Annotated in this window: 26 protein-coding genes; 11 read left to right on the forward strand and 15 right to left on the reverse strand. The window is 39.5% G+C overall.

Translation table 11 applies throughout. The annotated features are described in order from the left end of the window. Positions 1–367: 367 nt before the first annotated feature. Entirely contained in the window at positions 368–1,522 is a 1,155-nt protein-coding gene (locus HHO41_RS05390) for a CaiB/BaiF CoA transferase family protein (RefSeq protein WP_169096250.1), read from the forward strand. Positions 1,523–1,739: 217 nt separating this feature from the next. On the opposite strand, the gene HHO41_RS05395 is transcribed toward HHO41_RS05390, so the two are convergent. Beyond that, on the reverse strand, positions 1,740–2,297 hold the full coding sequence (locus HHO41_RS05395; protein WP_169096252.1) for a hypothetical protein: 558 nt from the start codon (positions 2,295–2,297) through the stop codon (positions 1,740–1,742). 443 nt (positions 2,298–2,740) lie between these two features. Between HHO41_RS05395 and HHO41_RS05400 the strand changes: the two genes are divergently transcribed. Both HHO41_RS05400 and HHO41_RS05405 read left to right on the forward strand, forming a co-directional pair. Then, positions 2,741–3,502 carry a threonine/serine exporter family protein gene (locus HHO41_RS05400; RefSeq protein WP_169096254.1) on the forward strand — a complete coding sequence of 254 codons (762 nt, stop codon included), beginning with the start codon at positions 2,741–2,743 and terminating at the stop codon, positions 3,500–3,502. Between the two features lie 29 nt (positions 3,503–3,531). Continuing rightward, positions 3,532–3,975 carry a threonine/serine exporter family protein gene (locus tag HHO41_RS05405; RefSeq protein ID WP_169096256.1) on the forward strand — a complete coding sequence of 148 codons (444 nt, stop codon included), beginning with the start codon at positions 3,532–3,534 and terminating at the stop codon, positions 3,973–3,975. A 72-nt stretch (positions 3,976–4,047) separates the two neighbouring features. On the opposite strand, the gene HHO41_RS05410 is transcribed toward HHO41_RS05405, so the two are convergent. The 3 genes from HHO41_RS05410 to pxpB are packed head-to-tail and all read right to left on the reverse strand — an operon-like array spanning position 4,048 to position 6,550. After that, positions 4,048–4,821 (reverse strand): LamB/YcsF family protein, encoded by a 774-nt coding sequence (locus HHO41_RS05410; protein WP_169096258.1) that lies wholly within the window; start codon positions 4,819–4,821, stop codon positions 4,048–4,050. A 14-nt stretch (positions 4,822–4,835) separates the two neighbouring features. Further along, positions 4,836–5,840, reverse strand: a complete 1,005-nt coding sequence (locus HHO41_RS05415) for a 5-oxoprolinase subunit C family protein (RefSeq protein ID WP_211171047.1) — start codon at positions 5,838–5,840, stop codon at positions 4,836–4,838. Further along, on the reverse strand, positions 5,840–6,550 hold the full coding sequence (pxpB, locus tag HHO41_RS05420) for a 5-oxoprolinase subunit PxpB (RefSeq protein ID WP_169096259.1): 711 nt from the start codon (positions 6,548–6,550) through the stop codon (positions 5,840–5,842). Before pxpB ends, HHO41_RS05415 begins: the two co-directional genes overlap by 1 nt. Positions 6,551–7,317: 767 nt before the next feature. On the opposite strand from pxpB, the gene HHO41_RS05425 reads away from it, so the two are divergent. The 8 genes from HHO41_RS05425 (at position 7,318) to HHO41_RS05460 (ending at position 16,113) form a co-directional block, all read left to right on the forward strand. After that, the gene (locus tag HHO41_RS05425; protein ID WP_169096261.1) at positions 7,318–8,175 is read left to right on the forward strand and encodes a hypothetical protein; all 858 of its coding nucleotides are present in this window, start codon (positions 7,318–7,320) and stop codon (positions 8,173–8,175) included. Positions 8,176–8,209: 34 nt separating this feature from the next. Continuing rightward, positions 8,210–8,929, forward strand: a complete 720-nt coding sequence (locus tag HHO41_RS05430; RefSeq protein ID WP_169096263.1) for an ABC transporter ATP-binding protein — start codon at positions 8,210–8,212, stop codon at positions 8,927–8,929. After that, complete coding sequence (locus HHO41_RS05435; RefSeq protein WP_169096265.1) at positions 8,910–9,647, forward strand: ABC transporter permease subunit; 738 nt, start codon at positions 8,910–8,912, stop codon at positions 9,645–9,647. Before HHO41_RS05430 ends, HHO41_RS05435 begins: the two co-directional genes overlap by 20 nt. 17 nt (positions 9,648–9,664) lie before the next feature. Then, positions 9,665–11,134: a sensor histidine kinase gene (locus HHO41_RS05440; RefSeq protein WP_169096267.1), complete on the forward strand. Its 1,470-nt coding sequence runs from the start codon at positions 9,665–9,667 to the stop codon at positions 11,132–11,134. Then, positions 11,134–11,826, forward strand: a complete 693-nt coding sequence (locus tag HHO41_RS05445) for a response regulator transcription factor (RefSeq protein WP_169096468.1) — start codon at positions 11,134–11,136, stop codon at positions 11,824–11,826. The genes HHO41_RS05440 and HHO41_RS05445 overlap by 1 nt, the downstream gene beginning before the upstream one ends. Positions 11,827–11,847: 21 nt before the next feature. Next, positions 11,848–12,198, forward strand: coding sequence for a YisL family protein (locus HHO41_RS05450; RefSeq protein WP_169096269.1), 351 nt, complete (start codon positions 11,848–11,850; stop codon positions 12,196–12,198). Positions 12,199–12,365: 167 nt separating this feature from the next. Then, a complete protein-coding gene (locus tag HHO41_RS05455; protein ID WP_169096271.1) occupies positions 12,366–14,174 on the forward strand; it encodes an ABC transporter transmembrane domain-containing protein in 1,809 nt (602 codons plus the stop codon). Next, positions 14,164–16,113, forward strand: coding sequence for an ABC transporter ATP-binding protein (locus tag HHO41_RS05460; protein ID WP_481747085.1), 1,950 nt, complete (start codon positions 14,164–14,166; stop codon positions 16,111–16,113). The genes HHO41_RS05455 and HHO41_RS05460 overlap by 11 nt, the downstream gene beginning before the upstream one ends. A 300-nt stretch (positions 16,114–16,413) precedes the next feature. Here the strand turns inward: HHO41_RS05460 and HHO41_RS05465 are convergent, their stop codons facing one another. The 11 genes from HHO41_RS05465 to HHO41_RS05515 all read right to left on the reverse strand — a co-directional run bounded on the left by HHO41_RS05465 (position 16,414) and on the right by HHO41_RS05515 (position 25,950). Continuing rightward, the gene (locus tag HHO41_RS05465; RefSeq protein ID WP_169096273.1) at positions 16,414–17,334 is read right to left on the reverse strand and encodes a nuclease-related domain-containing protein; all 921 of its coding nucleotides are present in this window, start codon (positions 17,332–17,334) and stop codon (positions 16,414–16,416) included. A 125-nt stretch (positions 17,335–17,459) separates the two neighbouring features. Further along, positions 17,460–17,720 carry a small, acid-soluble spore protein, alpha/beta type gene (locus tag HHO41_RS05470; RefSeq protein ID WP_169096275.1) on the reverse strand — a complete coding sequence of 87 codons (261 nt, stop codon included), beginning with the start codon at positions 17,718–17,720 and terminating at the stop codon, positions 17,460–17,462. 183 nt (positions 17,721–17,903) lie between these two features. Further along, complete coding sequence (locus HHO41_RS05475; RefSeq protein ID WP_169096277.1) at positions 17,904–18,617, reverse strand: exonuclease domain-containing protein; 714 nt, start codon at positions 18,615–18,617, stop codon at positions 17,904–17,906. Positions 18,618–18,619: 2 nt separating this feature from the next. Next, positions 18,620–19,606, reverse strand: a complete 987-nt coding sequence (locus tag HHO41_RS05480; RefSeq protein WP_169096279.1) for a DUF294 nucleotidyltransferase-like domain-containing protein — start codon at positions 19,604–19,606, stop codon at positions 18,620–18,622. A gap of 59 nt (positions 19,607–19,665) precedes the next feature. After that, positions 19,666–20,934, reverse strand: a complete 1,269-nt coding sequence (locus HHO41_RS05485) for an ammonium transporter (protein ID WP_169096281.1) — start codon at positions 20,932–20,934, stop codon at positions 19,666–19,668. A gap of 241 nt (positions 20,935–21,175) precedes the next feature. Next, positions 21,176–21,733: an AtpZ/AtpI family protein gene (locus HHO41_RS05490; RefSeq protein ID WP_169096283.1), complete on the reverse strand. Its 558-nt coding sequence runs from the start codon at positions 21,731–21,733 to the stop codon at positions 21,176–21,178. Further along, complete coding sequence (locus tag HHO41_RS05495; RefSeq protein WP_169096285.1) at positions 21,730–22,101, reverse strand: F0F1 ATP synthase subunit B family protein; 372 nt, start codon at positions 22,099–22,101, stop codon at positions 21,730–21,732. The genes HHO41_RS05490 and HHO41_RS05495 overlap by 4 nt, the downstream gene beginning before the upstream one ends. 15 nt (positions 22,102–22,116) lie before the next feature. Next, on the reverse strand, positions 22,117–22,842 hold the full coding sequence (atpB, locus tag HHO41_RS05500; RefSeq protein WP_169096287.1) for a F0F1 ATP synthase subunit A: 726 nt from the start codon (positions 22,840–22,842) through the stop codon (positions 22,117–22,119). Between the two features lie 256 nt (positions 22,843–23,098). Then, positions 23,099–23,221 carry a hypothetical protein gene (locus HHO41_RS22570; RefSeq protein WP_282434265.1) on the reverse strand — a complete coding sequence of 41 codons (123 nt, stop codon included), beginning with the start codon at positions 23,219–23,221 and terminating at the stop codon, positions 23,099–23,101. 50 nt (positions 23,222–23,271) lie between these two features. Continuing rightward, complete coding sequence (locus HHO41_RS05505) at positions 23,272–24,540, reverse strand: dicarboxylate/amino acid:cation symporter (protein WP_169096289.1); 1,269 nt, start codon at positions 24,538–24,540, stop codon at positions 23,272–23,274. A 369-nt stretch (positions 24,541–24,909) separates the two neighbouring features. After that, positions 24,910–25,950 carry a DctP family TRAP transporter solute-binding subunit gene (locus HHO41_RS05515; protein WP_169096291.1) on the reverse strand — a complete coding sequence of 347 codons (1,041 nt, stop codon included), beginning with the start codon at positions 25,948–25,950 and terminating at the stop codon, positions 24,910–24,912. Between the last annotated feature and the right edge of the window lie 5 nt (positions 25,951–25,955).

Raw genomic sequence — 25,955 nt, forward strand, 5'->3', positions numbered from 1 at the left:
AGGAGCTCGGTTCGGGGCAAATAAGCGGAGTTTTTCCGGTTATGCTTAGCAAAATCTCCTAATTTCGCTCCTTTTGTGTAAATAGGCGGAAATTCTCCGCCTATTTAGGCCTATTTTATTAATAATTTCTAATTAAGCGGAAATTCTCCGTCTAACTGTCCGCCCACCGTCCCACCGTCCCACGCCCACCGTCCTCATCCTGTCAGCCCCCCCTTTTGAAAGTGCCTACCGAAAATCCTGTCAAAAAAAGCTGTCGAATGTTTGGGTATTAAATTTTCTAAAAAATCAGTAAATTTATTGTAAAATAAAGACATATTTCTATTTTTGGAACGAGTTCGACACTAAATTGAAGGGTAGGCAAACACGAATGCTATCGAATATTAGAATTTTAGATTTCAGTAATTATATTCCGGGTCCCTTTGCAACACTGCGATTAGCAGAACTTGGTGCAGAGGTGATTAAAATTGAATCTTTATCAGGCGATTTAGCTAGATCTACCGAAATGATCGGTGATAAGGAAGGACCTGTATTCAGAGCAATGAACCGCAACAAAAAAAGCATCGCTGTGAACCTGAAGACAGCAGAAGGGAAAGAAATTGTACAACAACTAATCAAGAAAGCGGATGTCGTTGTTGAAAGCTTTCGTCCTGGTGTGATGGACAAGCTTGGATTGGGCTATGAAGCTGCTAAGGAACTCAAAAATGATATCGTCTATTGCTCGATTACTGGCTATGGTCAGGAGGGGGAGCTTAGCAAATTGGGCAGCCACGATCTCAATTTTTTATCGTTGAGTGGAGTCCTCTCACAAATGAAAAATAGTCACGGTGAGCCCATCCATCCAACGATAACTTTTGCTGATTATATCGGAGCTTTTGCGGCAAGTGAACGGATTCTTGCTGGAATAATTGCCAAGCTACAAACTGGCAAGGGAAGTTATCATTCAATTTCAGTTACTGATGTGATGACCTCCATTATGGTCAATCATGCGATTGTGGCGGAAGAAACGGGATTTCAGCAGGGGCTGTCTGTATTAAATGGAACAATGATTTCCTACGCCATTTACCCAACCAAGGATAAGCGCTTTGTGGGCTTCGGTGCATTAGAATTCAAATTCTGGGAAAACTTTTGTCAGGCAGTTTATCATCCAGAATGGATTAGCGCGCATGGCACAGAGGCTAATGAAGGTAACCCAGTTTACCTTGAGGTTAAAGATTTATTTTTACAAAAAACATTGGAGGAATGGGCAGTGTTTGGTCGAGAAGTGGACTGCTGTTTGACCCCAATCCTTGAGATTAATGAACTTAAGGGTTATGGAAATCAAAATGTGTACAAGGCTGAGTGGGAGGATGAGCAAGTGAAAATGCACGGTGATTTAAAGCAGAAGAATCAGACTCCGCCTCCTAAGCTTGGAGAGCACAGCATGGATATTGTCAGCAAACTGCTCGATAAGTCCGAGGAACAAGTTAAGGAATGGGAGAAAAAAGGAATCTTAAAGAGTGAAATATCGAAGCTATTGAAATAAACTTTTAGACAACTAAGAAGATGGAGGGGACACAGAATACCTTATATCGTGAAAATGAACAAGTTTTGGAGTAGAAGCGGACACGCAGGTCCTTATTTTGGAAAAAATCATGCTCTGGCACGAGTAAAAAGGCAAATAAGGTATTCTGAGTCCTTTAAAATTCAAAATTTGATATTTTCAAGAAAATAAGGTCTCTGGTGTCCCTATCAATCTCTAGTTAAGAGGCGAAAATATGAACAGCTCCTATTAACAATGCGAATGCGATTAAAATCGTATGGGTTGTTCGAAGGCTCTTTGCTTTTTTATTTTTGAATAATACTGCACCAACGATACCGGCGATTGCCATTAACACGACAGATCCAAGTCCGATGATACCTTCACTTTCTAGTTCACCCTCGCTTAAATACATTGTAATACCATGAAAAATACTTAAACCTAGAGCGATGATTCCAATCGGAATATGAAATTTTCCAAAAAACTTGGTAAGTGCAATAAAGCCCTTTTTTGCTTCAGGAAAATTCGTTGTCACTGCTTTCATTGATCGTCTAAGCGGGAAGATGATTCCGGCAGTCCCCATTGCAATCACTGTCCCCCAACCGACCGTTTTGCCTAAATCCTCGTAAGGACTATCCTCTCCACGTTCCTCGCCGCCCTCATATTGTTCATACTTTTTATCATCATCATCATCTGCAGAGACAAGGTTATTCCCCGTTGTAACAAAATTCAAAGCAAACACAAACAATAATGCCATGAGCACCATTTGCAAAGTTTTCATAAAAAAGCCCCCTCGTATACTTCGTTGTTTGTAGATTACCCCTCCAACATGAAAAATGTCTGAAAAAATTGCAGAAAAAAAGAAAGAGCTAAGGAAAAACTATGTTTCCTTAGCTCAAATTGGTAGGGGATGAAATATGTTTATATATTTGTCGAAAGTTGAGAGGTTTGGGAGAAATGCTTTATTAAAATAATCCACCCAATAACACAAGCATAGCTGTTGCAACAACTCCTGTAATACCTGTAAATACAAATTTGAATCTTTCCATTTGAAGACCACCTTTTCGTTTTGTTGATATTATCATAACTGGCAAATCTGACAATTTTATGAATTTTTAAAAGTATATCTAGACAAATGTTAATTTCTCCGAGTCATTATTGTTCAATAAGCCTTCTTAGGCTACACTACTATTATTGTGATATAGAAAACACAGGGAGATCAAAATGGAACAACAAATAGAACAAACCTATGAAGTACTCGACCTATGCTTATTAGCTGGAAAAATCATGCTGCAAAATGGGGCGGAAACTTATCGGGTTGAGGACACGATGATGCGGATTGCCAAGGCACTCGGAATCCCCGAAACCCATAGCTATGTTACGCCGACGGGCATCTTTTTTTCAGCGGAAGGCGCCGAACCAACAAAGACAAGACTCATTCGAATTGCCGACCGAACCACCGATTTAAGAAAGATAACCTTAGTCAATAGTGTATCTCGGAAAATCGCAGCAAAAGAGGTTCAACTTGAAGAAGCGTATCAGCTACTGAAGGAAATCGAAAGAGACAATCACTCCTTTTCATTATTGACACGGACCGTTGCCGCCGCAATTGCCAGCGGGTGCTTTTTGATTATGTTCAAAGGGGGATGGGGCGATTTTATCCCGTCATTGATAGCAGGTGGATTAGGCTATTTTAGTTCAGTTTATCTACATAAATTAGTACCAATTAAGTTCTTTGCAGAATTTACAGCATCATTATTGTTAGGGTTAATTGCCCTTCTTTTTGTGAAAATAGGGATAGGATCTGAGCTCGATAAGATTATCATTGGGTCCGTCATGCCACTAGTTCCTGGACTTTTACTGACCAATGCCGTGCGCGATTTGATGGCTGGCCATTTGGTTTCGGGATTATCAAAAGGGGCAGAGGCGATGCTGACGGCATCTGCCATCGGCTCAGGGATTGCAATTGTTCTATCATTTTTATAAAACAGTAATCAGAAGAAGGGGAAGCATTTATGATGATTATTGAACAACTCATCACGAGTTTTATTTCAACAGCCGGCTTCGGAATATTGTTTAATGTTCCCAAACAAACCTTGCTGAAATGTGGCATGGTAGGGATGGTGGGGTGGCTGATTTATGTTTTGCTAGATAAGGATGGCGTCAATGCCGTTATGGCGACATTGACTGCTTCCTTTTTTGTTGCTGTCATCAGTCAGATTTTTGCAAAGCTCTATAAAAGTCCTGTGATCATCTTTAGTGTTGCCGGAATCATCCCGCTAGTTCCAGGTGGGTTGGCTTACGATGCCATGCGCCATTTTGTTGAAAATGATTATAATACGGCGATTGCATTAGCGGCAAAGGCGACGATGTTGTCAGGAGCAATTGCAATGGGACTAGTATTTTCTGAAGTAGTCAACCAAACGATTCGCAATGCACGATTTAGCATCCATAAATAATGGAGCATCTTTGACTGTTAATTCGGGCGGACACTAGGTCAGGTAAAACTACCTGTAATGCTCGACTGATGATTACTTTTTTATGAAACGGTCGATTTTAGTAATGTTAATTCCAGCTTCCATTAATGCAGCAGATATTGATTTGGCGTAGTGAAGTGCATGCTTGCCGTCACCATGAATACAAATAGTATCTGCGTTTATTGGGACAATAGTTCCGCTAGTAGTTGTGACCATTCCGGTTTTTACCATTTGAATGACCTGATTAATAGCGGTCTGCTGTTCTTTAATAAGAGCGTTAGCCTCACTGCGAGGTGTTAATGTCCCGTCAGTTTGGTAGGTCCGATCAGAAAAAACTTCACTAGCTGTAAAAAGACCAATATTTCCACCAGCCTTCACAAGCTCACTACCAGCAAGTCCAAATAAAATTAATTCAGGATTTACCTTGTAAACTGCTTCAGCGATAGCTTCAGCCAAATGTTTATTTTTTGCAGCCATATTGTAAAGGGCACCATGCGGTTTAACATGATTGAGTTTTCCGCCTTCTGATGTTACAAAGGCATGAAGGGCGCCGATTTGATAAAGTACTAAATCGTAAGCCTCCTGTGGAGAGATATCGATATTCCTTCTACCAAAACCTACTAAATCTTGAAAGCCAGGATGAACCCCAATGCCTACTTTTTTCGTCAATGCTATTTTGACGGTTTTGCGCATTGTTGAAGGGTCCCCGGCATGAAATCCGCAAGCGATATTGGCTGAAGTAACATAATCGAGGATTTCCTCGTCATTTCCAATCCTGTATGCCCCGAAGCTTTCACCCATATCGCAATTTATATCAACCATATGCATGGAAAATTTCCTCCTTAACGAAATCTTGATTGTATTCCTTGTTTCAGTTCTGAAATTAGCCGTTCCCGTTGCAAAAACAGTAGTTGAGCTTGGGCAAGGGTAATTTCAATAAATCTAACCTTTGTTCCTGGTTTGGCCTGAGCAATTAATGGCAAATCTACAGCTGCAATCTGTCCAATTTTCGGATATCCACCGGTAGTTTGGTGATCGGCTAAAAGAATGATAGGATTACCATCGGCGGGAACTTGAATCGTGCCAAAGCTGACTGCTTCTGAAATCATTTCATGCTGCTCAGTTAAGCTAAGTCTAGGACCTGTCAGGCGATATCCCATCCGGTCCGATTGGGGTAAAATCGAGAAAGTATTCTCAAAAAATTTAGTTTGACTTGCTTGATCAAAAAGGTCAAAGTGCCTCCCTTTTATGACTCGAATCGAGGGGTGCTCCCGATAGCTTGGGACGATGCTTGAGTTGATGAGCCAGTTTGCTTCATGAAAAGGCTTTTGTGTCTGTTTATTGTTTAATGTATTGATTAGGCGTTTAGAAAGTGCGCTTGGTGTATCGATCGAGATTTGGTCACCAGCTTTAAGAGTGCGACCTTTAAAGCCACCAAGTTTGGCTCTAAAGTAAGTTGACCTACTATTGAGTACGATCGGGATATTAAATCCACCTGCAATAGCAAGGTAGGCCCGACAGCCTTCGGAAATTGTGCCAAACTCAAGAACGCTTCCTTGTTTAACAAGAACAGGGCGCCAGCATTTAATTGAGGCTCCGTCGATTTTAGGTTCCGCTTTACCACCACAGATAGCAATAAGGCAATCTTGATTAAACTTTAGCTTAGGTCCAATCATTGTTATTTCTAATGTCGGAGCATGTTCTGAATTACCTACTAATATATTGGAAATTCGATGAGCGATTTGGTCCATTGCGCCACTTGTTATTACTCCATATTGTTGAAATCCATATCTGCCTAAATCTTGAACACTTGTAAACAGTCCTGGTTTAAGGATGGTTAAGATCATTAGTCAGCCTCCCAATTGCTAAATTCCTTAAAGCTAATTGGCATAAAATGAATCCGGTCTCCCATCTTTAATAGACTGGGGATTTGTTGGTCAGGTCGAAACAGCTTAAGTGGTGTTTGTCCGATAATTTGCCAGCCTCCAGGCGAATCGATTGGGTAAACACCGGTTTGTCCGCCGGCAATTCCGACGGATCCTTCTGGGATGAGCAATCTCGGTGTATTTTTTCGTGGTGTAAAAATATTTTCTGATAGTCCCCCTAAATAAGGAAAACCAGGAGCGAATCCGACCATATAGACTATGTATTCACCGTTTGCATGAATGTTAATGACCTCGTCGGTACTTATATTGTTATGTTTTGCAACGAATTCCAAATCAGGGCCAAACTCCCCACCGTAGCATACGGGAATCGTGATTTTCCTTGGTTCGCTAATTTTTAATGTTTGTACCTTGGAAAGAAATAACTCTATCTGTTCAAGGGCGTATTGGGATGGAAGCTGCTTATAATCTGGCGCTAACTGCCAAATTTTTAATGGATCAAAATAAATTGTGATAGTGGTAAAGGCAGGTACGAATTCAACCATCCATGGAAACGGATGGTTTTCCAAGTACGAGGTGACTGATTGAATATCCTGAAGGGTCGTTTCGGCTATTTTATTTCCAAATTCAACTATTATGGCGTTTTCTGATACGACCTGTAAGTGATACTCCATTTCTGCACCCTCTTAATCATATTAATAATTAATCAGTATTATAGCGAAAAATTCTAAGTTATTAAAATATTAGGTGGAAAATTCACTTGTTTTTATAAAAAAAGTAACATGGTCTGACAGCATTATTTAATTCTGGAATTCGTTTATCAATAGTGGAAATGTATGGATATACTCTGTTCACAGCTTATTCATAATTACTACTATCGAAATGTGAAATAAGTGTGAAAACCATTGTTTTAAATATATCAAAATAGTATATTACTGAGTGTAGAGGGAATAAGTAATTGAAACAACTAGGTAAGACATCACATGAATTGCAACAAGACACGACTAATGAACAACATCAGAAACTTCTTTGCGATAACATCATGACACAACGAGCAACAAAGATATAACTTCCAAGAATAGAATTCATCATGAAAAACAGCATGAATACACCATGACTTTGCATCAAGAATTCAACTTAGAAGCATCAGGATTACAACCAGCATACACCGTGATTTATCAACAGAAGAGCATCATAGTAAAGACAACAAGACTCAACTTAGAAAACATAATGAATGATTCATGATTCCCGCTCTACCTTTACAAACCAATAATGAGATCACACCATAGTCATACACCATTAATGCAGGGAAGTACTTCACTTCCCTGTTTTTTTATATTCTAAAAATTATTTAAGAAAAACTTAAGATTTATTTTATATAGCATTTAGAACTCCTCTGTAATCTGTAAATGTATTAAATTTTGAGATCGGAGGAAGGAACATGAAGAAGAAAACTTTAGGTGTGATCGGACTGAGTGGAGCAATTTTGCTAGGTAGTGTTTATTCAATTTCTGCTAACACATCAGGTTATGAGCTTTATAAATCAGCGTTAAAACAAACTCATCAAGCTAATAGTGCAACAATGGAAATGAGTTTTAAACTAACTGATAATGACAATTCCTTATTTAAGATGAATTCGTTGTACAAGACTGATGTTGCTAAAGCGGTTAGCGCTGTAACAACAGAAATGGCAAATGAAGAAGCCACAAGTACAATGAACATGTATAAGCAGGATGGGGCTTGGTTTATTTCAAAAGTAGGCGAAGATGTTATTTATAAAACGGAAGTAAAAAACCCTCACAGTGAAGCTAGTCTAGAACTTCAAGATGATATGGAAAACTTAATTGATGTGTTAACGAAAAATCTGCAACAGCAAATTACCGTTGACGAAGCAAAAGATGGAGTGAAGGTAGTTGAATTAGACTTAACTGGAAAAGAAATTCCGCTCGCTGCCAATGCGCTGAGCTCATTAATGATTAAACACTCAGTGATGCTTCAGGATCGAATCGAAAATGATGGAACACAATTCCACTTAACACCAACAATGCCCGCTTTAGATCATGATATTACGGTTAAGCAAATTAACTTGATGGCAAAAGTTGATGGACAAAACATTATCGAACAGCAAACAGTAAAAGCGATTGTGACTGGTAAAGATAAACAAGGTAAGCTTCATGAATTAACCCTTAACATGGAACTAAATGTGAAGGATTACAATAACACGAACGTTTCGCCGGTTTCAATTCAAGCAGAAAAAGTTGAAAGTCTTGATATAAGCCATGGAAATCACGGAAAGTAAGGAATTTTAATTTAGTGGCAATGGGGGTGATGACTTGGAAAATGCAGTCGTATTATCTGATGTATCCAAACGATATGCTAACGGACGGGGTATCAAAAATATTGAACTAACTGTTCAAAAGGGTGATGTTTTAGGAATCCTTGGCCCAAACGGTGCAGGAAAAACAACATTGCTAAAATGTATGACAGGACTAGCTAAGCCTGACTATGGCAGGATTGAAATACTTGGATATGAGCTTGAGCACGACTTCAAGCAGGCAATCCGTTATGTCGGTGCTTGTATTGGCCAAGGAGTAATGTATGAGAATATGACAGCCTATCAGAATTTAAAAATGGCGTTGCGATTTTATGGAGACGTTCCGGAAACTTCAATAGATGAGGTGCTGGAACTGACTGGACTCATCCCTTATAAATATGAAAGATTAGCTTCTTATTCTATGGGGATGAAGCAGCGATTTGGAATTGCTACAGCACTTATATCTAGGCCGAAATTGGTCATATTGGATGAACCAACTAACGGTTTAGATATTGATGGACTACTGTTGTTTCGAAAAACAATTGGCGAACTTGCAAATAATTCTGATGTAACGTTTCTTATTTCCAGTCATCACATTTCCGAAATGGAACGACTATGTAACCGTTTTTGTTTTTTAATCAATGGTGAGCTCTCATTTAATGAAACGAATCAGCTATCGATAGAAGAGCTTTATATAAAAAAAGTGGAGGAAGGAAGCCATGGATTCAGTAAGAGCTAATATTTACAATGAGCTTGAAAAGCTATTCGCGAAGCGGATGACCAAGGTGTTTCTCGTAGCGGCAGGACTCCTGCCGTTTATCGTTAAGCTTTTGGTAAACAAAATGTTTTTTACTGACTGGATGGCGCTTCCTTCCTTAAACATTAATTTTATGATCCTAGATTTACTGATCAAAGTGATGTTACCATTATTTAGTTTTATTGCCGCAGCAGAGTTATTTACTGGAGAGGGAGAGCGAGGAACGCTTTTGCTTATTCGTCCAATTAATCGAATTGAGTTGTTTATTTCCAAGACAGCAGCAATTAGTTTGCTAATTGCCCTTCAATTACTGATGGCTTGGCTTGCGGTTTCAATAAGCAGTATTATTTTTGACCAAAGCTATCGGTTTAGCGATATTGGTTTAAGTTTATCGGCATTTCTTGTTTCGTGGCTTCCTTTAATTGTGTTAACGGCCTTAGCTGTACTACTGGCGCTTTTGCTGAAATCAAGTGTGGTTACTGTTTCAACATTGATTATTGTCTATATAGTGATGGTTTTTGTACCATATGTATTTCCTAGTGTCTTATATTTGCTGCCTTCTGCCTATTTGGATTGGTACATGCAATGGATTGGTGATGTTTCCATACGATGGGCACTTCAGACACTCACCTATTTATTCTCATCAGCTGCACTATTTTTAGCGAGTGGATATTATATCTTTCAAAAAAAAGAAGCATAATGGAAAGGTGACTTTTTATGTCAATTAAGCTCCGCCTAATTTTATCGAATCTGGCCATGATTATCGTACCGAGCATCCTATTTTGCGTCGCGGCTGGGATTCTTTCGGTTCTTTTCTTAGGCGATATTAAGGAAGTTACGACGTTATTGCCGGAAAGTCATAGCAAGGATAAAGTAATGCAACCGGATACGCAACTGTATTATGAATTGAAGGAAAAATCAGTAGTGGATCCGGAGTATTTATTGACAGATGATTATTTATCATCAGTTGATGAGCGGCTTAAAGACATTAATGCTGGGTTAATTGTTCGGAAAAATAATGACATTTTATTTTCCTCTAATAATGTTAAGTTGGTAAAACAGACGGATTTGCCACCATTCGGGACAACCACAATCATGCGGAACTTGGAAAAAGTCGGGGAACGAACCTTTGCGATTAAGCAGCATGATTATTATCAAAAGGATGGTAGCGAAATCTCCCTTTTTGTCATGAAGGATGCAAGTCCTTGGAATCATTTTGTCAAAACCTTTTTTCCGATTTTGATAGGACTGTGCCTGTTGAGTCTCGTTGCTACGAACGGTTTATTAACCTTTTTTGTTTCTAGGAGTATTATCCAGCCGATTAGTCGTTTAAAGGCAGCGGCGCAATCGATTAAAAATGGTCATTTTGATCATTCGATTTCACCTGAAAAGAAAGATGAGATTGGTGAACTGACGCAGATGTTTGAAGAAATGAGACTTAAATTAAATGAATCATTTGCGATTCAAAAGCAATACGAGGAAAACCGCAAGGAGCTTATTGCCCACATCTCGCATGATTTAAAAACACCGATTACCTCAATTAAAGGGTATGTTGAGGGACTTCGGGACGGTGTTGCAGACACACCAGAGAAGCAAAGTCGTTATATCCAAACGATATATGCTAAATCCTTTGACTTAGACCGGCTGATTGATGAATTATTTCTTTTTTCAAAGCTTGACTTAGGAAAGTTGCCTTTTGAATTTGAAATGATTGATTTAAAAAATTACTTAAGTGATTTTATCGAAGAACTAAGCTTTGATTTGGAAGAAAAAGGTGTACTCGTCAGCTTTACTGCAGATGATTATCAAACGGCACTTGTGAAAATCGATCGTGATAAATTTAAACGGGTACTCGCGAATATTGTAACCAATAGTGTGAAATATATGGATAAAGTCTCCAAAGAGCTGAAATTCACACTTTGTACCGATAGCAATAAGGTTGAACTAGCTATTGCTGATAATGGGCCAGGGATAAACGAAGAATCACTGCCGTATATCTTTGAGCAATTTTATCGTGCTGATCAGTCACGAAGTCAGCTTACTGGTGGCAGTGGCCTAGGTTTATCGATTGCCCGAATGATTGTGGAGGGGCATAATGGTTCAATAAAAGCGGAAAGCGAAGAAGGTTTGGGCACTAAAATCACAATTACATTACCGATTGAAATGGAAGCAAAGCAGGTGAAATGATGAAAACAATCTTAATCATTGAGGATGAAAAAAGTATTGCAGAGCTTGAGCAAGATTATTTAGAGATCAATGGTTTTCGAGTTGATTCGGCGTTGACGGGAGATCGGGGATTACAAATGGCGTTAACTGGTGATTATGATTTAATCCTGCTGGATGTAATGCTTCCAAATGTAGATGGTTTCGAAATTTGCAAAAGAGTTCGCAGTGTAAAAGATATTCCGATCATTTTAGTCACTGCGAAAAAAGAAGAGATTGATAAAGTGCGCGGGCTTGGGCTCGGGGCTGATGATTATTTAGTCAAACCGTTCAGTCCAAATGAGATGGTAGCTCGGGTTAAAGCTCATCTTTCAAGATATGAGCGGCTTATGTCAAGGCAGAAGCCGGAGTCGCATGAGCTTTATATTCGTGGCTTGACGATTGATACATCTTCACGAAGGGTGTTTGTAAATAATCAAGAGGTCGTTTTCACAACAAAGGAATTTGATGTATTGAGCTTTTTAGCCCTACACCCTAATCAAGTTTTTAGTAAGGACCACTTGTTTGAGCGGATTTGGGGATTTGATAGTGCGGGGGATGTCTCAACCGTGACAGTGCATATTCGCAAAATCCGTGAAAAAATTGAGCAAGACCCGTCTAATCCAATTTATATCGAAACAGTTTGGGGTGCCGGGTACCGTTTTATAGATTATTAAGATTAAGAAAGAGGGAACTAGATGATTCATGCACATTTAACTTCAATGTTACTCGCGTTAATTTTGTTTATTTTAGTTTATGTACAACTTGGCAAAGGGAAAAATCCAAAAGTGTTACAAATGATTTTAAGGGTGATGTATGTACTTATTATTATCACCGGTTTAATGATTTTCTTCGGATTGTATGAAATTAACTTCCTATATGTCCTTAAATTAATTGTTGGTCTAATGGTTATCGGAGTATTTGAAATGCTAATTAGCTGGAAGCAAAAAGGGAAGCCGACTGGACCGATGTGGATTGCATTTGTATTAGCGTTTGCAGCTGTACTTTTACTCGGAATGATGCTTCCGTTAGGAATGGACTATCTATAAAATTAAAACCAATGAGCCATGAAAGCTTATTGGTTTTTTGTTTTGCTTATAAAGCAATACATTGTAAAAAAAAGATTAAAAGTTATATCATGGATGTAATCAAATCAGCAGTTAATTGATATCTTTTTAAAGAACATTAAGGTTTGGATACATCTGGGGGTAGTTTCGTGAAAAAACTGTTATCGTTTTTAGCGCCATATCGAGTAGCGGTTGCAGTTGCACTGTTTTTTATGCTGCTTGAGCTCATTGTAGAACTGTTCTTGCCCTATTTTATGGTCAAAATTATCGATGAAGGTATCGTTGCGCGGGATATGTCTGTTGTTCTAACGTGGGGCGGGATTATGGTGGTGATTTCACTGCTTTCTTTCGCTTCGGGAATTACAAATTCGTTTTATGCGTCGCATGTTGGTCAGAGTTTTGGTTATGATGTTCGGAAAAGTTTGTTTGAACGCGTTCAATCGTTGGCGTTTGCAGATTTTCAGCGCTTTCCAGCATCATCATTAATTACTCGTCTGACAAATGATGTGACACAAATCCAAAATACCGTGTTTGCGAGTTTGCGGATTATGATGCGGGCACCGTTGTTTGTTGTAGGTGGAACGGTGATGGCTTTCGTGGTCAACGCCAAGCTTGCCCTTATTCTAATTTCGGTTGTTCCTTTTCTGGTTGTTTTTTTAAAATGGGCCTTTTCGAGGGCGGGAAAATTGTTTCGTTCTGCGCAGGGGAAACTCGACCGCGTCAATAGTGTGATGCGTGAAAATTTAGTTGGGATGCGCTTGATTAAGGTGTTGCTTAGAGGTGACCATGAGACTGAACGATTTAAACAGTCTAATGAAGAATTAATGAAGCGGACTATTTCAGCGCTTCGCCTGATTGATTTTACGATGCCGTTTTTACTAATGGTCATGAATATAAGTATCCTTGGTGTTTTGTGGTTTGGCAGCAGTCAGGTTGGAGCGGGGAATGCTGATGTTGGTGAAGTTGTCGCCGTCGTCAATTATGGTACGAGAATCGCTGCCTCATTATCGATGTTTTCGATGATCATACTTGTTTTTTCAAAAGCAAAAGCCTCGAGTCAACGTATCTTAGAGGTTCTCGACCCAGCACTAACAACGGAAATGGTAGCAGGTACAGGTGAATCTGAAGCTGGAGGCAAAATTGAGGATGATTTAGGGGATGTTATTTCCGGTAGGGTAAAATTTGACACGGTTGCGTTTCGGTATCCGGAGGGAAATGAAGATCAGGGAGTTGGAGGCGCTGTGGTTGGTGCCAATGGGAACCGTCTAGTGCTTGAGGATATTACCTTTGAAGTTCGTTCAGGAGAAACGGTTGCGGTAATAGGGGCAACGGGCTCAGGGAAAACTTCCTTATTTCAACTCATTCCTCGTCTTTATGATGTGGATGAAGGAAGAATATTACTAGATAATCGAGATCTTTGCGATTTTGACCCGCGATTTTTGCGGAAGCAGATCGGTTATGTTCCTCAGGAATCTCTATTATTTACAGGTTCGATAAAAGACAATCTTGCGTGGGGCAAGAAGGATGCAACGATGGAGGAAATGGTTGAAGCGGCGAAAGCGGCACAAATACATGAGACGATTATGAAGTTACCAAAGCAATATGATGCTGTGATTGGTCAAAAGGGTGTTAATCTTTCCGGTGGCCAAAAGCAGCGGTTGGCAATCGCTCGAGCATTAATTCGAAAGCCTAAGATACTTTTATTTGATGACAGCACGAGTGCGCTTGACTTAAAGACGGAAGCAGCATTGCTTACGGCTATTAAGCGTTATTCATGTACAACCTTCATCATTACCCAAAAAATAAGCACAGCAATCGGTGCGGATTTAATTTTGCTGCTTGAAGACGGGAAGTTAATTGCTCGCGGCAATCATGATTCGTTATTGGAAGAATCCTCGTTATACCGGCAAATATATCAATCCCAATTCGGAGAGGAGAGGGTAAAGCATGTTCGATGAACTGAAAAAACCCTTTCAGTATCCGAAGGGTAATCATGAAGAATTGAATCAGGTTAATTTATCGATGGATTCAAATCGTGGCAGTGAGCAGGGGCTTAAAATGCATCCACATGGCGGTGGAGCGATGCGCCATGGGATGAGAAAAGTTGCTAAACCCACCAATTGGATATCGACTGTAAAACGAATTTGGTCCTATTTAGCGCGAAAAAAAGCTCTATTTGTTTTAGTTTTATCATTGGTGGTAGTGTCGACAGGGCTGGGTTTGTTAGCACCAGTGTTGGTTGGTCGAGCAATTGACCGTTTTGTTGTTACCCATAATTCGGAGGGGCTTATCTTATTATTGCTTAGTTTAGTTCTGGTATATGTTTTGTATGCTACAACAAGCTTTCTGCAAAACTATTGGATGATTGGCATTGCTCAAAAGACTGTTTATTCGTTGAGGGTTGATTTATTTAAGAAGTTGCACCGCCTTCCGATTGGCTATTTTGATAAGCGCCAGTATGGAGAGGTCATGAGTAGGGTGACAAACGATATCGAAAATGTCAGCTCAACCTTGAATAGCTCAGTGATTCAAATATCAACCAGTGTGCTTATGTTGATTGGTTCTGTTTCAGTAATGTTATGGTTAAGTCCGTTGCTAACCTTAATGACATTAATCATTGTTCCATTAATGTTTGCTGGAATGAAATGGATTACGAATCGAACTGGGCAGGCTTTTAAGGAGCAGCAGCGCAACTTAGGAGCACTAAATGGATTTATTGAAGAAACTATTTCGGGTCAAAGAATTGTGAAAACTTTTTCGCAAGAGGAAAAGGTTATTGAAGAATTTTTGGTTCGCAATGATCTCCTGAAGCAATCAGGCTTTTGGGCGCAGACAATCTCTGGTTTTATTCCAAAACTAATGCATGTTTTAAACAATTTAAGTTTTGCGATTATTGCTGGGATTGGCGGAGTGTTGGCGTTGAAGGGGATGATTACGATTGGGGTTATCGTCGTGTTTGTGGAGTATTCCCGTCAGTTTACCCGCCCTTTGAATGATTTAGCGAATCAATTTAATACGCTTCTGTCAGCTGTGGCTGGTGCGGAGCGTGTGTTTGAAGTTCTGGATGAGCGTGATGAAGCTGCTGATGAAGAAGAAAGTCAAATGGGGTCTGCTAGTTTGTCTGGTTTTGAGTCGTTGTTGACCGAGCCAATCAAAGGTGATGTAAAGTTTCAAAATGTTTCTTTTTCATATGTAAAAGAAGGAGATACTGTAACAGACATTAGTTTTCATGCGTTGGCTGGTCAGATGATTGCCCTAGTTGGACCGACTGGTGCTGGGAAATCAACAATCATTAACCTACTTGCACGCTTTTACGAGATTGATGGTGGTGGCATTCTAATAGATGATCGTGATATTAGGTGCTTTAAACGGGATCAGCTTCGCAGTCAATTGGGTTTTGTGCTTCAGGATGCGGTGTTGTTTGAGACTACTATTCGGGAAAATATCCGTTATGGGCGCTTGGAAGCGTCTGATGATGAAGTTGAGGAAGCGGCTCGCTTGGCAAATGCACATGATTTTATCACGCGGCTTCCGGCTGGTTATGATACGGTTTTGAAGCAGGATGGTAGTGGAATTAGTCAGGGACAGAAGCAGCTACTGTCAATCGCGCGGGCGATTTTAGTGAATCCGGCCATTTTAATTTTAGACGAAGCAACTAGCAATATTGATACGATAACAGAGTTGAAGATTCAAGAGGCGTTGCGGCGATTGATGACTGGCCGCACAAGCTTTGTGATTGCACACCGCTTGAATACCGTTTTAAAAGCAGATCAAATCTTAGTGCTAGACCAGGGGCGCCTGATTGAAAGCGGAAATCATGGGGAGTTGCTTGCGGCGTGTGGTTTTTATTACGAGCTTTATGAGAGTCAATTGAAGATGGGTTCTGTAGAGGAATAGGATTGCGGGTTGAGGGATAGCGCTGTGACTACTTGTGTTATGTGAGTGGTTGCGGTGCTTTTTTGGGTTGGGGCTATTATGAGAAAGAAAAGTTGTGGGATATCAAATAAGGTGTAATCGTGACCTCTAGAAGAGTAAAAGAGTTAGTAGGGGTAACGAAAAAATGGTAATCGGCACCTCTAAGTGGAGAAAAGATCGAGTAGGGGTAACGATTGAGTTCTAATCGTCACCCCAAAGCTAACAAAAATCGAGCTAGAGGTAACGATTCTTGATTCTACCTCTAATGAAAACGTCCAAAAATTAACTATCAATATCGTTTGGTAAATAAAACGATGTTCTTCCATGCTCTACAAGTTTGTAATTTGCTGATAAAACTTTTCGGATTGCCTTTTTTGTGTTAATAATACCGCACCACTCCATTACCCCGGACGTAGTCACCTTCCGCTCTGGAAAAAGCAACATATACTCCCTTACACTGCGTAATATTGCAGATGAAACGCTCTCTTTATGACCGCAATTTGAACAAACTAATGTATGATTCGATACAACAAGATTAAATGAAAAACATAAACCACAATATGTCTCTTTTCTGAGTTGTTTGTATTCATATTTTGGAACTTTTGAATAAGGTGAAGTTTTGATATGTAGGGAGAGTAGGCGTTCTGCGAGAATAAAATGGCTGTCATCCAATACAGATGGTTGCTTATCTAAGGAGGTCAAAAATCGATTAAGTTGATTTGGAAAAACAATCTGTTTGTTCATTGGGGCGTGGTATAGGTGGAAACTGGGATTGACGAAAACTAAGTTTGGATTAACAGTACTATAACCGAGTTTTAGGAGTAAACGCCGTAGGAGAACTTCGGATCGTTCCATTTGTGAAATAGGATTCGTGATGGGAGTACCGAAACAAGAATACCATTTTTCATTTTTAATATAGTAATCTCCTTCGAGATTTTTTACTTCAAAAGGGTTAATGGAATGTTGTTTGATTATGAGGGTGTCGATTTGAAAATGCTGGTTGTTAACTTCAAAGAGTAGATCGTTGAGGGTAATAAAATTATCGGTTAAGCCATGAATAAGAGAATCAAATTTTAACTCGCCTTCATAGCCTTTCTCGAGGGTAGTATAACGTGTTTTGTCATCGTCAGATAATGTCATTCTGTTGTTTAAATACCTCATTTTCAACAATTCATCAGATTCACTGCGGGTTTTTAGTTCCATAAGTCATCTCCAATCAATATTTTGATATATTAATAATATCATATTTGAGTGAGATGCCCTGATGTATATTTCTTTTAGAAAATGCAAAAACAGGGAAGCCTGCCCCAAGTTTCCCTGTTTTTTGCTTAATCCTTTTTCATCATCGATTGTTGGGCCATTTTGACCATTTCGCGGACCATGCTACCGCCAATTTTACCACCGATTTTTCCAACGTCACGAGTAGATAAATCACCGTTGTAACCGTGTTTGAGTGGAACTCCGGTCTCTTTTGCCACCTCGTATTTGACATTTTCGGGATTTGTTTGGTTATTTAAGTGAGCCTTTAACTGATCTAAAGCGTCTCTTGCCTCGGGAACGAGGATTTTATTTCTGCGACGACGTGCCACGGCAACGCACTCCTTTATGTCATAATGTTCAATCGAGTCAGCCAATCATTTTTATTTTCATAAAAATAGATTTCCCGAAAATGGCATAAAAAATCCGAAGCGATTTCTCGGCTCGGATGGAGTGGAAAGTAAGGGGGGATTTCATTTAATGCCAATGCCATGCGGCCCGTTCGTAAATTTCCTTTAGAGCCGTGCGACTCGTTCGTAAATTTCCTTTAAATTTTTAAAGCCAGCTCCTTGGAGCTTTTTCATGTAAAGGCACCAAAGTTGGGCTGTCAATTTGGCATCGCCGAGAGCGTGGTGGCGGCCAATTGCAGGAATTCCGTTGTATTCGCAAAAATCCTCAAGTCGGATAAGCTTTTCATTTGGTTCGGCGACACGATATAAGAAAGAGGTGTCGACAACACGATGTTTAAAATGGGTACGAAATAGCTTCCAACTTGCGTGCTGAAGAAAGCTCTTTTCGTGTCCTGCGTGATGGGCTACAAGTGTATCATCCTTTACGTACTTGAAGAAATTAACCAATGTTTCAGAGATTGGTGGTGCATCAACTAAATCGTTGTCGGTGATCTCTGTAAGCTCAATAATTTTTTGTGGTAGTGGTTTGTTGTATTGAACGAGGGAATAAAAGGTATCTTCGGCTTGGATGGTGTTCCCGCAAACTCGTATTGCACCAATTGAAATAATAGCATCACCTTGTTCAGGATTGAAGCCGGTTGTTTCAATGTCAAATACAACAACATTTAATTGATCGAGTGGGATTTTTAGCTTATCCTCGGAATTTAGATCTCGTTGCAGCTGACGAACGTAAGCGATTTGCTGTGCATTTTGCGCTTGGGCACTGCCGAAGACTCCCTGTAAACCTCGCATAAATTGATTAAATGGTTCAAATGCCATGGCTAACACCCTTTTTCGATGATCGCATTAACTTGCAGATGCAGCTTTTTTCCATCTTTCAAAATTTGTTTAATTTCCCTTTTTTCTTCGCGTGTTAGCATTGTGATTTTTAAATAATGAATGTCATCATAAGAAACATCAGTGGTAAAGGAAGTTAATCTTAATTCCAAGAGTCGTAAAAAATTGGTTTTACAGGTTGAAAGCATTGAAAGCATTTCGTGATAATTATTTATATTCATTAATTCGTCTAGGCGCTCAAGCGTAGATGTCTTGAATATCCCTTCTTTAATGGCAAGAAGCCTGATTGCATTGACGTAGGGAAGGAAGGCTGAATATTTTAAGTCGATTGCCCCAGCGTGAATGCCTTTTTCCTCCATGATGATTTGCCCAAGTGGTCCAATTGCGTTTTTGACGTGACTAACATTTTCCATCAACCTTCGAATCAGCGCTGGGTGCTTTTTTTGATAATCGAAAATCACTGTCTTTAATGTATTAACGAGAGAGCAATCGCCGATTAATAATCGAGAGTCGAAGAAGATTTGGAGATTTCGAATGGTTTTAAAGCTCTCTTCATCCATCCATTTTATCAGCTGCGTTTGCCATTGCTCCAAAGGCATACACCATTTTGGGTTAGAGCTCATTACATTGCCTTCACAGTATGGATATCCAACAATGTTTAAGCCGTATGATATCTCTTCACCAAGTACTTTAAAGTATTCATTTGTAAAAGCATCGTTTGTCTCATAGACCATTCCGTGATCTTGATCGCTGATAAGTCCTTGTTCAAATCTTCCGCCGCTTCCGGTAATAAACCAGGCGAAAGAGCAGGGAGGGGATCCGCTATCAATGCGTTTTAACGCAAGTTTATATACCGCTTTCATTATCGTGTCATGGAAGGTATTTAATGAATACGTATCGGTTTGATGTTGAGATATATGATGCTCCTTCCAATCTTTAATGGTTTGATAAGATTGAAATTCCTTTATCATGAGGACACACCCTTCAAAATCGAAAAAGTGAAAGCCTCTGTGAAAGAGGCTTTCGTGTTTTATGAATTTACACTTTTATTTTCTTCAGGTAAGAAAACTTCTGGGTAACCATAGCTACCATGTTCGCTGATATCTAGACCCATAATTTCTTCTTCTTCGGTTACACGTAGTCCGTTAAGAACTTTTTTCGCAATGGCTAGAATAATGAAGGAGACTACAAATGCATAAGCTGCAGAAGTGACGATTCCTAATGCTTGAACACCTAATTGTTCGAATCCACCGCCGTAGAATAAGCCGGGCTTACCGATTGTGGCGAGTTCTTTAGTGGCGAAGAAACCGTTTGATAATGTCCCCCAGACACCAGCTGTGCCATGCACGGATAGTGCAAAAATAGGATCATCGATTTTCATTTTTTCAAAAAAGCGAGCGCTATAGAATACAAGGAGACCTGCGATGAAACCGATTACGACAGCTGCCCAAGTGTCAACGAATGCGCATGAGGCGGTGATGGCAACGAGGCCAGCTAATGCTCCATTTAAAATGGTTGGTACATCTGACTTTCCAAGCACAATCCACGAGATGATTAAGGCAGCGACTGCGCCTGCACCTGCGGCGAGGTTCGTGTTTAATGCGACGAATCCAAAAAATGCGCCATCAACTGAAACGGTACTACCTGCGTTGAATCCAAACCAACCAACCCATAGTATTAATACTGATAATGCTGTGTAAACTTGATTGTGTCCATAAATATTATTTGCTGAGCCATCTTTATTGTACTTCCCGATACGGGGTTTTAACAAGATTGTTGCAGCTAGTGCAGCCATTGCGCCTGTTAAGTGAACAACGGTTGAACCGGCGAAGTCTTGTTTACCATGTTCTGCTAACCAACCGCCGCCCCAAATCCAGTGAGCAATAACGGGATAAACAAGTGCTGAGAAAAGTAGTGCAAAGAATAGATAGACTGATAATTTGGCTCTTTCGGCAAAGCCGCCAAAGGCAATGGTTAAAGAAATTCCTGCGAAAGCTAATTGGAAAAGAAAGAATACTGGGGTAGAAAGACTTGCATCTTTAATTTGAGTCCCTGAATAAAAGAAATCGGATAGGCCGATGAAGAAATTGGAATTTTCACCGAAAATAAATCCATAACCTACAGCCCAAAACACTAACGATGAGATACCAAAGGTGAATATTGTTTTACCAGCGATATGACCAGCGTTTTTCATTCTGGTTGAACCGGCTTCTAACAGAATAAACCCACCTAACATGAAGATAACCAAAACCGCGGATAACATTACCCATAAACTGTTCATCAAAAATGTAGTATCCATAAAATCTTCCTCCCTATAAAAATGTTATATTATATAACTTTTGATGTCAGAAAATATAACATCAATATCTTTACACTTATTTTAGCGCACAACGAAACAATGTCAATAGGTTTTTTGAAGTTTCTGAAAAATTATGTAAGGAAATCTAACATGAGATTTGTGCAAAAAAAACATTACCCAATATGTTCTAGAAGAACTGGGTAATGTAAATAATTGCAACAATAAAAGTAGAGAGTACTATTTAATGAATATGTTTGAATTTGTTTTTTTTCTCCTTCGAACCGGATAGCTCTCGCGCTTTTTGACTTGATATCTTCTGTTCAATGTTATCATGTGTTTTTATGTAATTCATAATCATTACATAAGCAACTGAACCACCGATGATGAGCCCTCCGAGCACTCCAATAATCGTAAAGAGCGGCTCGAGATTCCATCTTTCGTCAGCGTAGCTTCCTAGCTTGAAACTACCAAAAATAGTGATACCTAGCATAATGCAGATGATGATATTAAAGGATAACATTTTGATTAGAAATATCGTGAACTTATGCCAGTCGGTTTCTTTTTTTGACTTCTCGGAGAATATATAGTTTGAAATTTCATCTTTTAGATCATCGGAAACGTCATTATCGATAAGAAAATCACTGATATATTCTGCATTCGTTTTATTAGAGTTTTTTAAAATATAGGCTGTTTTTTCAATATTTCCTCTTGAATAAAAGACGTAAATCCATTTTTCTTCGATATCTAATTCGAGCTTCTCTGTTAAAGCGCCAAATGTTTTTGAGAATTCATGCTTCATCCGACATCACGCTGCCGATCTGTAGGAAGGCTATTATAAGCTTGAGAAATAATCATATTTGCCTCCTCTTTCGCCATTTTTATAATGGCTTGCGCTTCTTTTTGACTTTGTTTAATAATTTCTTTTGCTTCAACTTTTGTCTGTTGTAGAAGTGCTTCTTGCTCCTTGGCGTACATTTCCCCCTCAGACTTAAAGTTTTCTGCCAACATAAGCTGTTTTTCTATCGTTAACTTTCGATTCTCTAAAACAGCAACAAGGTTTGGTAACACATATTTTCTAAGCAATAAAAATAAGCCGGTGAAAAGCGCTGCTTGATAAATCATCGTTCCTAAGGCAACGTGCATTCCGAAAATTGTAAAATCCCCCATTTAGATTCAATCCTTTCACATTTCATGAGCTGAAAATCTTTGCCCAATATATACCATTGTTAGTGTAACGAAGATATAAGCCTGCAATGCTCCGATAAAAATACAGAAGGCTTGCCAGATTACCATCGGAATTGTAGCGAATATTGCAGAGAACCAGCCATTATGTACGGCGCCAGCTAAGAGTGCCAACATCACTTCCCCGGCATAAACGTTGCCAAATAAACGCAACCCCAGTGTCAAAGTTGTTGCAAACTGCTCCAATAGGTTTATCAGGAATAAAGCTTTAAATGGTTTAAAATAACCTAAAAAATATTTTTTTAAGCCATGGAGTTTGAAGTCGATGAAGTGGGTGTAGATAATCATCATGATCGCTAAAGTCATTGTGATGTGTGCATCGGAAGTAGGAGATTTCCACCATAGAATTGATGTATCTGTACCTGCGACAACTGAGAATGGAATTCCCAGCATATTTGAAACCAAAATAAACAAGAAAAGTGTAACACCGGTTGTCAGAATGAACATGTTATTCTTAATACCTATCGTGTTCATCATGATGTTTTGAATGAACTCGACGAGCCATTCCATGACATTTTGCCATTTTTTTGGTGTTGTGGTGGCAAGATTTCTTGATGATAAAAATGCGAAAAGGAAGACGAATAAAGCGGTGAAGGTGCTTGTGAGGATGAGTGATAAATCAAACGTCAGGTTAAAAAATGAGACGAGTGGCCTTTCGTAATGCATAATAAATCTACCCCTTTCTGTTCCCCCAAATCAGTAAGTGGCAGTTGTAGAAATATGAAAATTTTGTCTTATCTGGTTTTATTATATTATATTGATAAAGTGTTTCTGGGGGTTGATTGTGTCATATTTTTGAATTTTCAGTATTTTTTCATAATCATATTTATTAATAAATTAATATATTTAATGGGTATTAACTTTATAATAATGGCTGTGTTAAACAAGAAAGTTGATTTCCGCTCCAGGCACTTCGCGCACCTTAGGGGCTAGTTGGGAGCCTCCTCGGCGCATTCGCGCCTGTGGGATCTCCCATACCAGCTACTCCCGCAGGAGTCTCGTGCCTTCCGCTCCAATCAACTTGCGAGAAATCAACACTAAGCATTAACACAGCCATAATAATAAAAAAAGAACGGGCACGCCCGTTCTTTTTGTTTAGATCACTTGTTGCTCTCCAATTACTTTTGATTCAGGTGCCACTTCAAGAGGATTAAATTCATTCTCCATTTTTGATACAACAACGGTTGCTACACCATTACCGATTAGGTTAGTGATGGCTCTGGCTTCTGACATAAAGCGGTCAACCCCAAGTAGAAGAGCGATTCCTTCAACTGGAATCATCGGGAAGGCTGCTAACGTTGCGGCAAGGGTAATAAAGCCTGAGCCGGTAACACCTGCTGCTCCTTTTGATGTAAGCATTAAGATTCCGAGTAGAGTAATTTCTTGGACCAAGGTTAAATCAACGCCATAAGCCTGGGCGATGAAAATAGCAGCCATCGATAAGTATATTGCGGTGCCATCAAGATTAAAAGAGTAGCCAGTAGGTACAACCAAGCCAACTACAGATTTTGAACAGCCGTATTTTTCAAGGCGTTCCATCATCCGTGGTAAGGCTGATTCTGATGAAGAAGTTCCAAGTACAAGTAGGATTTCCTCTTTAATATATGCGATAAATTTAAAGATATTGAAACGGTAGAATTTAGCAATTGTACCAAGGATAAGGACGATGAACAGAAACATTGTTATATAAACAGAGCCCATTAACTTGCCTAAAGATACAAGCGAACCAAGACCGAATTTGCCAATTGTATAGGCCATTGCTCCAGATGCTGCAATTGGCGAAACCTTCATAATCATATTTACGACACCGAAAAAGACATCAGCAAGCTTTTCGAATAAAGTGACGACAGGCTTACCTTTTTCCCCCATTGCCGCAAGGGATAAACCGAAAAGAACCGCAAAAAAGAGGATAGGCAATAATTCGCCCTTTGCCATTGCGGCAATGATATTATCAGGAATGATACCGGAAATGAATTCGATTGCTCCGTGGCTAGTTTCTTTTGCTGCTTCTGTAAACTGACTCACATCCCCACCTTGAACATTATCAGTGTTAAATCCCTTTCCTGGCTGAATTAAGTTTACAACGATAATCCCAATTGCTAATGCGAATGTAGTTACGATTTCAAAATAGAGGAGCGCTTTCCCCCCGATACGCCCAACCTTTTTGAGATCGCCCATGCTGCCGATACCAATGACCACAGTGAAAAATACGATTGGTGCAATGACCATCTTGATCATTTTAATAAATAAATCAGCTAAAATCTTCAGTTGCTCCCCAAAGTCTGGAAAAATAAATCCAATTGCGATACCGACGAAAATACCGATAATAACCTGAACAGTTAAATTACGGAAGTTGATCTTCATTTTTCATCCCCCTTTTATTAAAAAAAATGTTAGCGTTTCCAATCGATGTTAATGATGTAATATTAACAGACAATTTAGAAAATCCAGATTTATGGTGATATTGTTCTTTTTGTTCTTTTTGGTCACAAAATTGTAAAAAATAAGGCTGTGTTAAATATGTTGATTTCCGCTTCAGGCACTTCGCGCACCTTAGGGGCAGTTGGGAGCCTCCTCGGCGCGTTCGCGCCTGTGGGGTCTCCCATACCAGCTACTCCCGCAGGAGTCTTCGTGCCTTCCGCTCCAATCAACCTGTGAAAAATCAACAATAAGCTTTAACACAGCCAAAAATAAAAAAGGTCAGACCTTAATGGCCTGACCTAAAACGGATATTTATGGCTTTTCTTTGTTAATTTTATCAATACTCTTTGAACCTATTTCTGTTATTAAATCTTGGTAGAGGGGCGAAAAAGTATTTTTCCATAATTGCTTTTGTTCAGAAGTTAAGGAGTGAATTTGAATCGATGAGTTATTCTTGATTTCCTCTAGCTGCTTTGCATTCATTTGCCTTGATTCAGCCTGAATCCACTTTGTTGTTTCAGCAAGTGCACTATAAATTTGCTGCTGTTGTTTTGGGGTTAAATTATTCCAAAACTTTGAATTGATTATAACAGCGTAGCCAAGATAGCCATGGTTGCTTAAGGTAAGGTGTGTTTGAACCTTGTAGAGACCCTTGGAGTAGATATTAGAAATAGTATTTTCTTGTCCATCGACCTCGTGATGCTCTAAAGACCGATAAACATTGTTAAATTCTTGTGGGGTTGTTTCTGCCCCAAGCAGATTGAACTGGTTTTGAATAACAGATCCGGGCATAACTCGAAATCGGAGGTGGCGAAAATCGTCAGGAGTCACTAAAGGACGGGTGTTACTAGTCATTTGCTTAAACCCGTTGCTCCAAAAGGCGAGGGCCTGCATGTTTGGGTCATCTAACTTTAGTAATAACTCCTTGCCTATTGCTCCATTAAAAACCTTCTCGACATGATCGTCGTTTTCAAATAAAAATGGTAAGTCGAGAACTTTCCATTCGGGGGCATACGCGGTCATTTTTGAAAACGTTGGTGCGATTATTTGGATGTCTCCATTGACAAGGGCGTCTACCTCTTCTCCATCAGAATAAAGAATACCATTTGGATAAACTTCGACCCTTATCTTTCCATTTGTCTTATGTTCAACTAGTTCAGCGAATTTCTGGGCAGCTAGCCCTTTAGGTGTATTCTCGGCCACAACATGGCTAAAGCGGATAACGATTTGCTCTCCTAACCCTGATTGCTCGTCATCATGGACGATCGTTTTCGAATGGTTGAGGCTGTTAGTGCCAATCCATGATATTAAAATAACAATTGTTAGTAGACTTATAGAGATAAATGTTTTCATAATAG

Origin of the sequence: Bacillus sp. DNRA2 (assembly GCF_012843265.1) — a bacterium.
GTDB lineage: Bacteria > Bacillota > Bacilli > Bacillales > Cytobacillaceae > Bacillus_BU.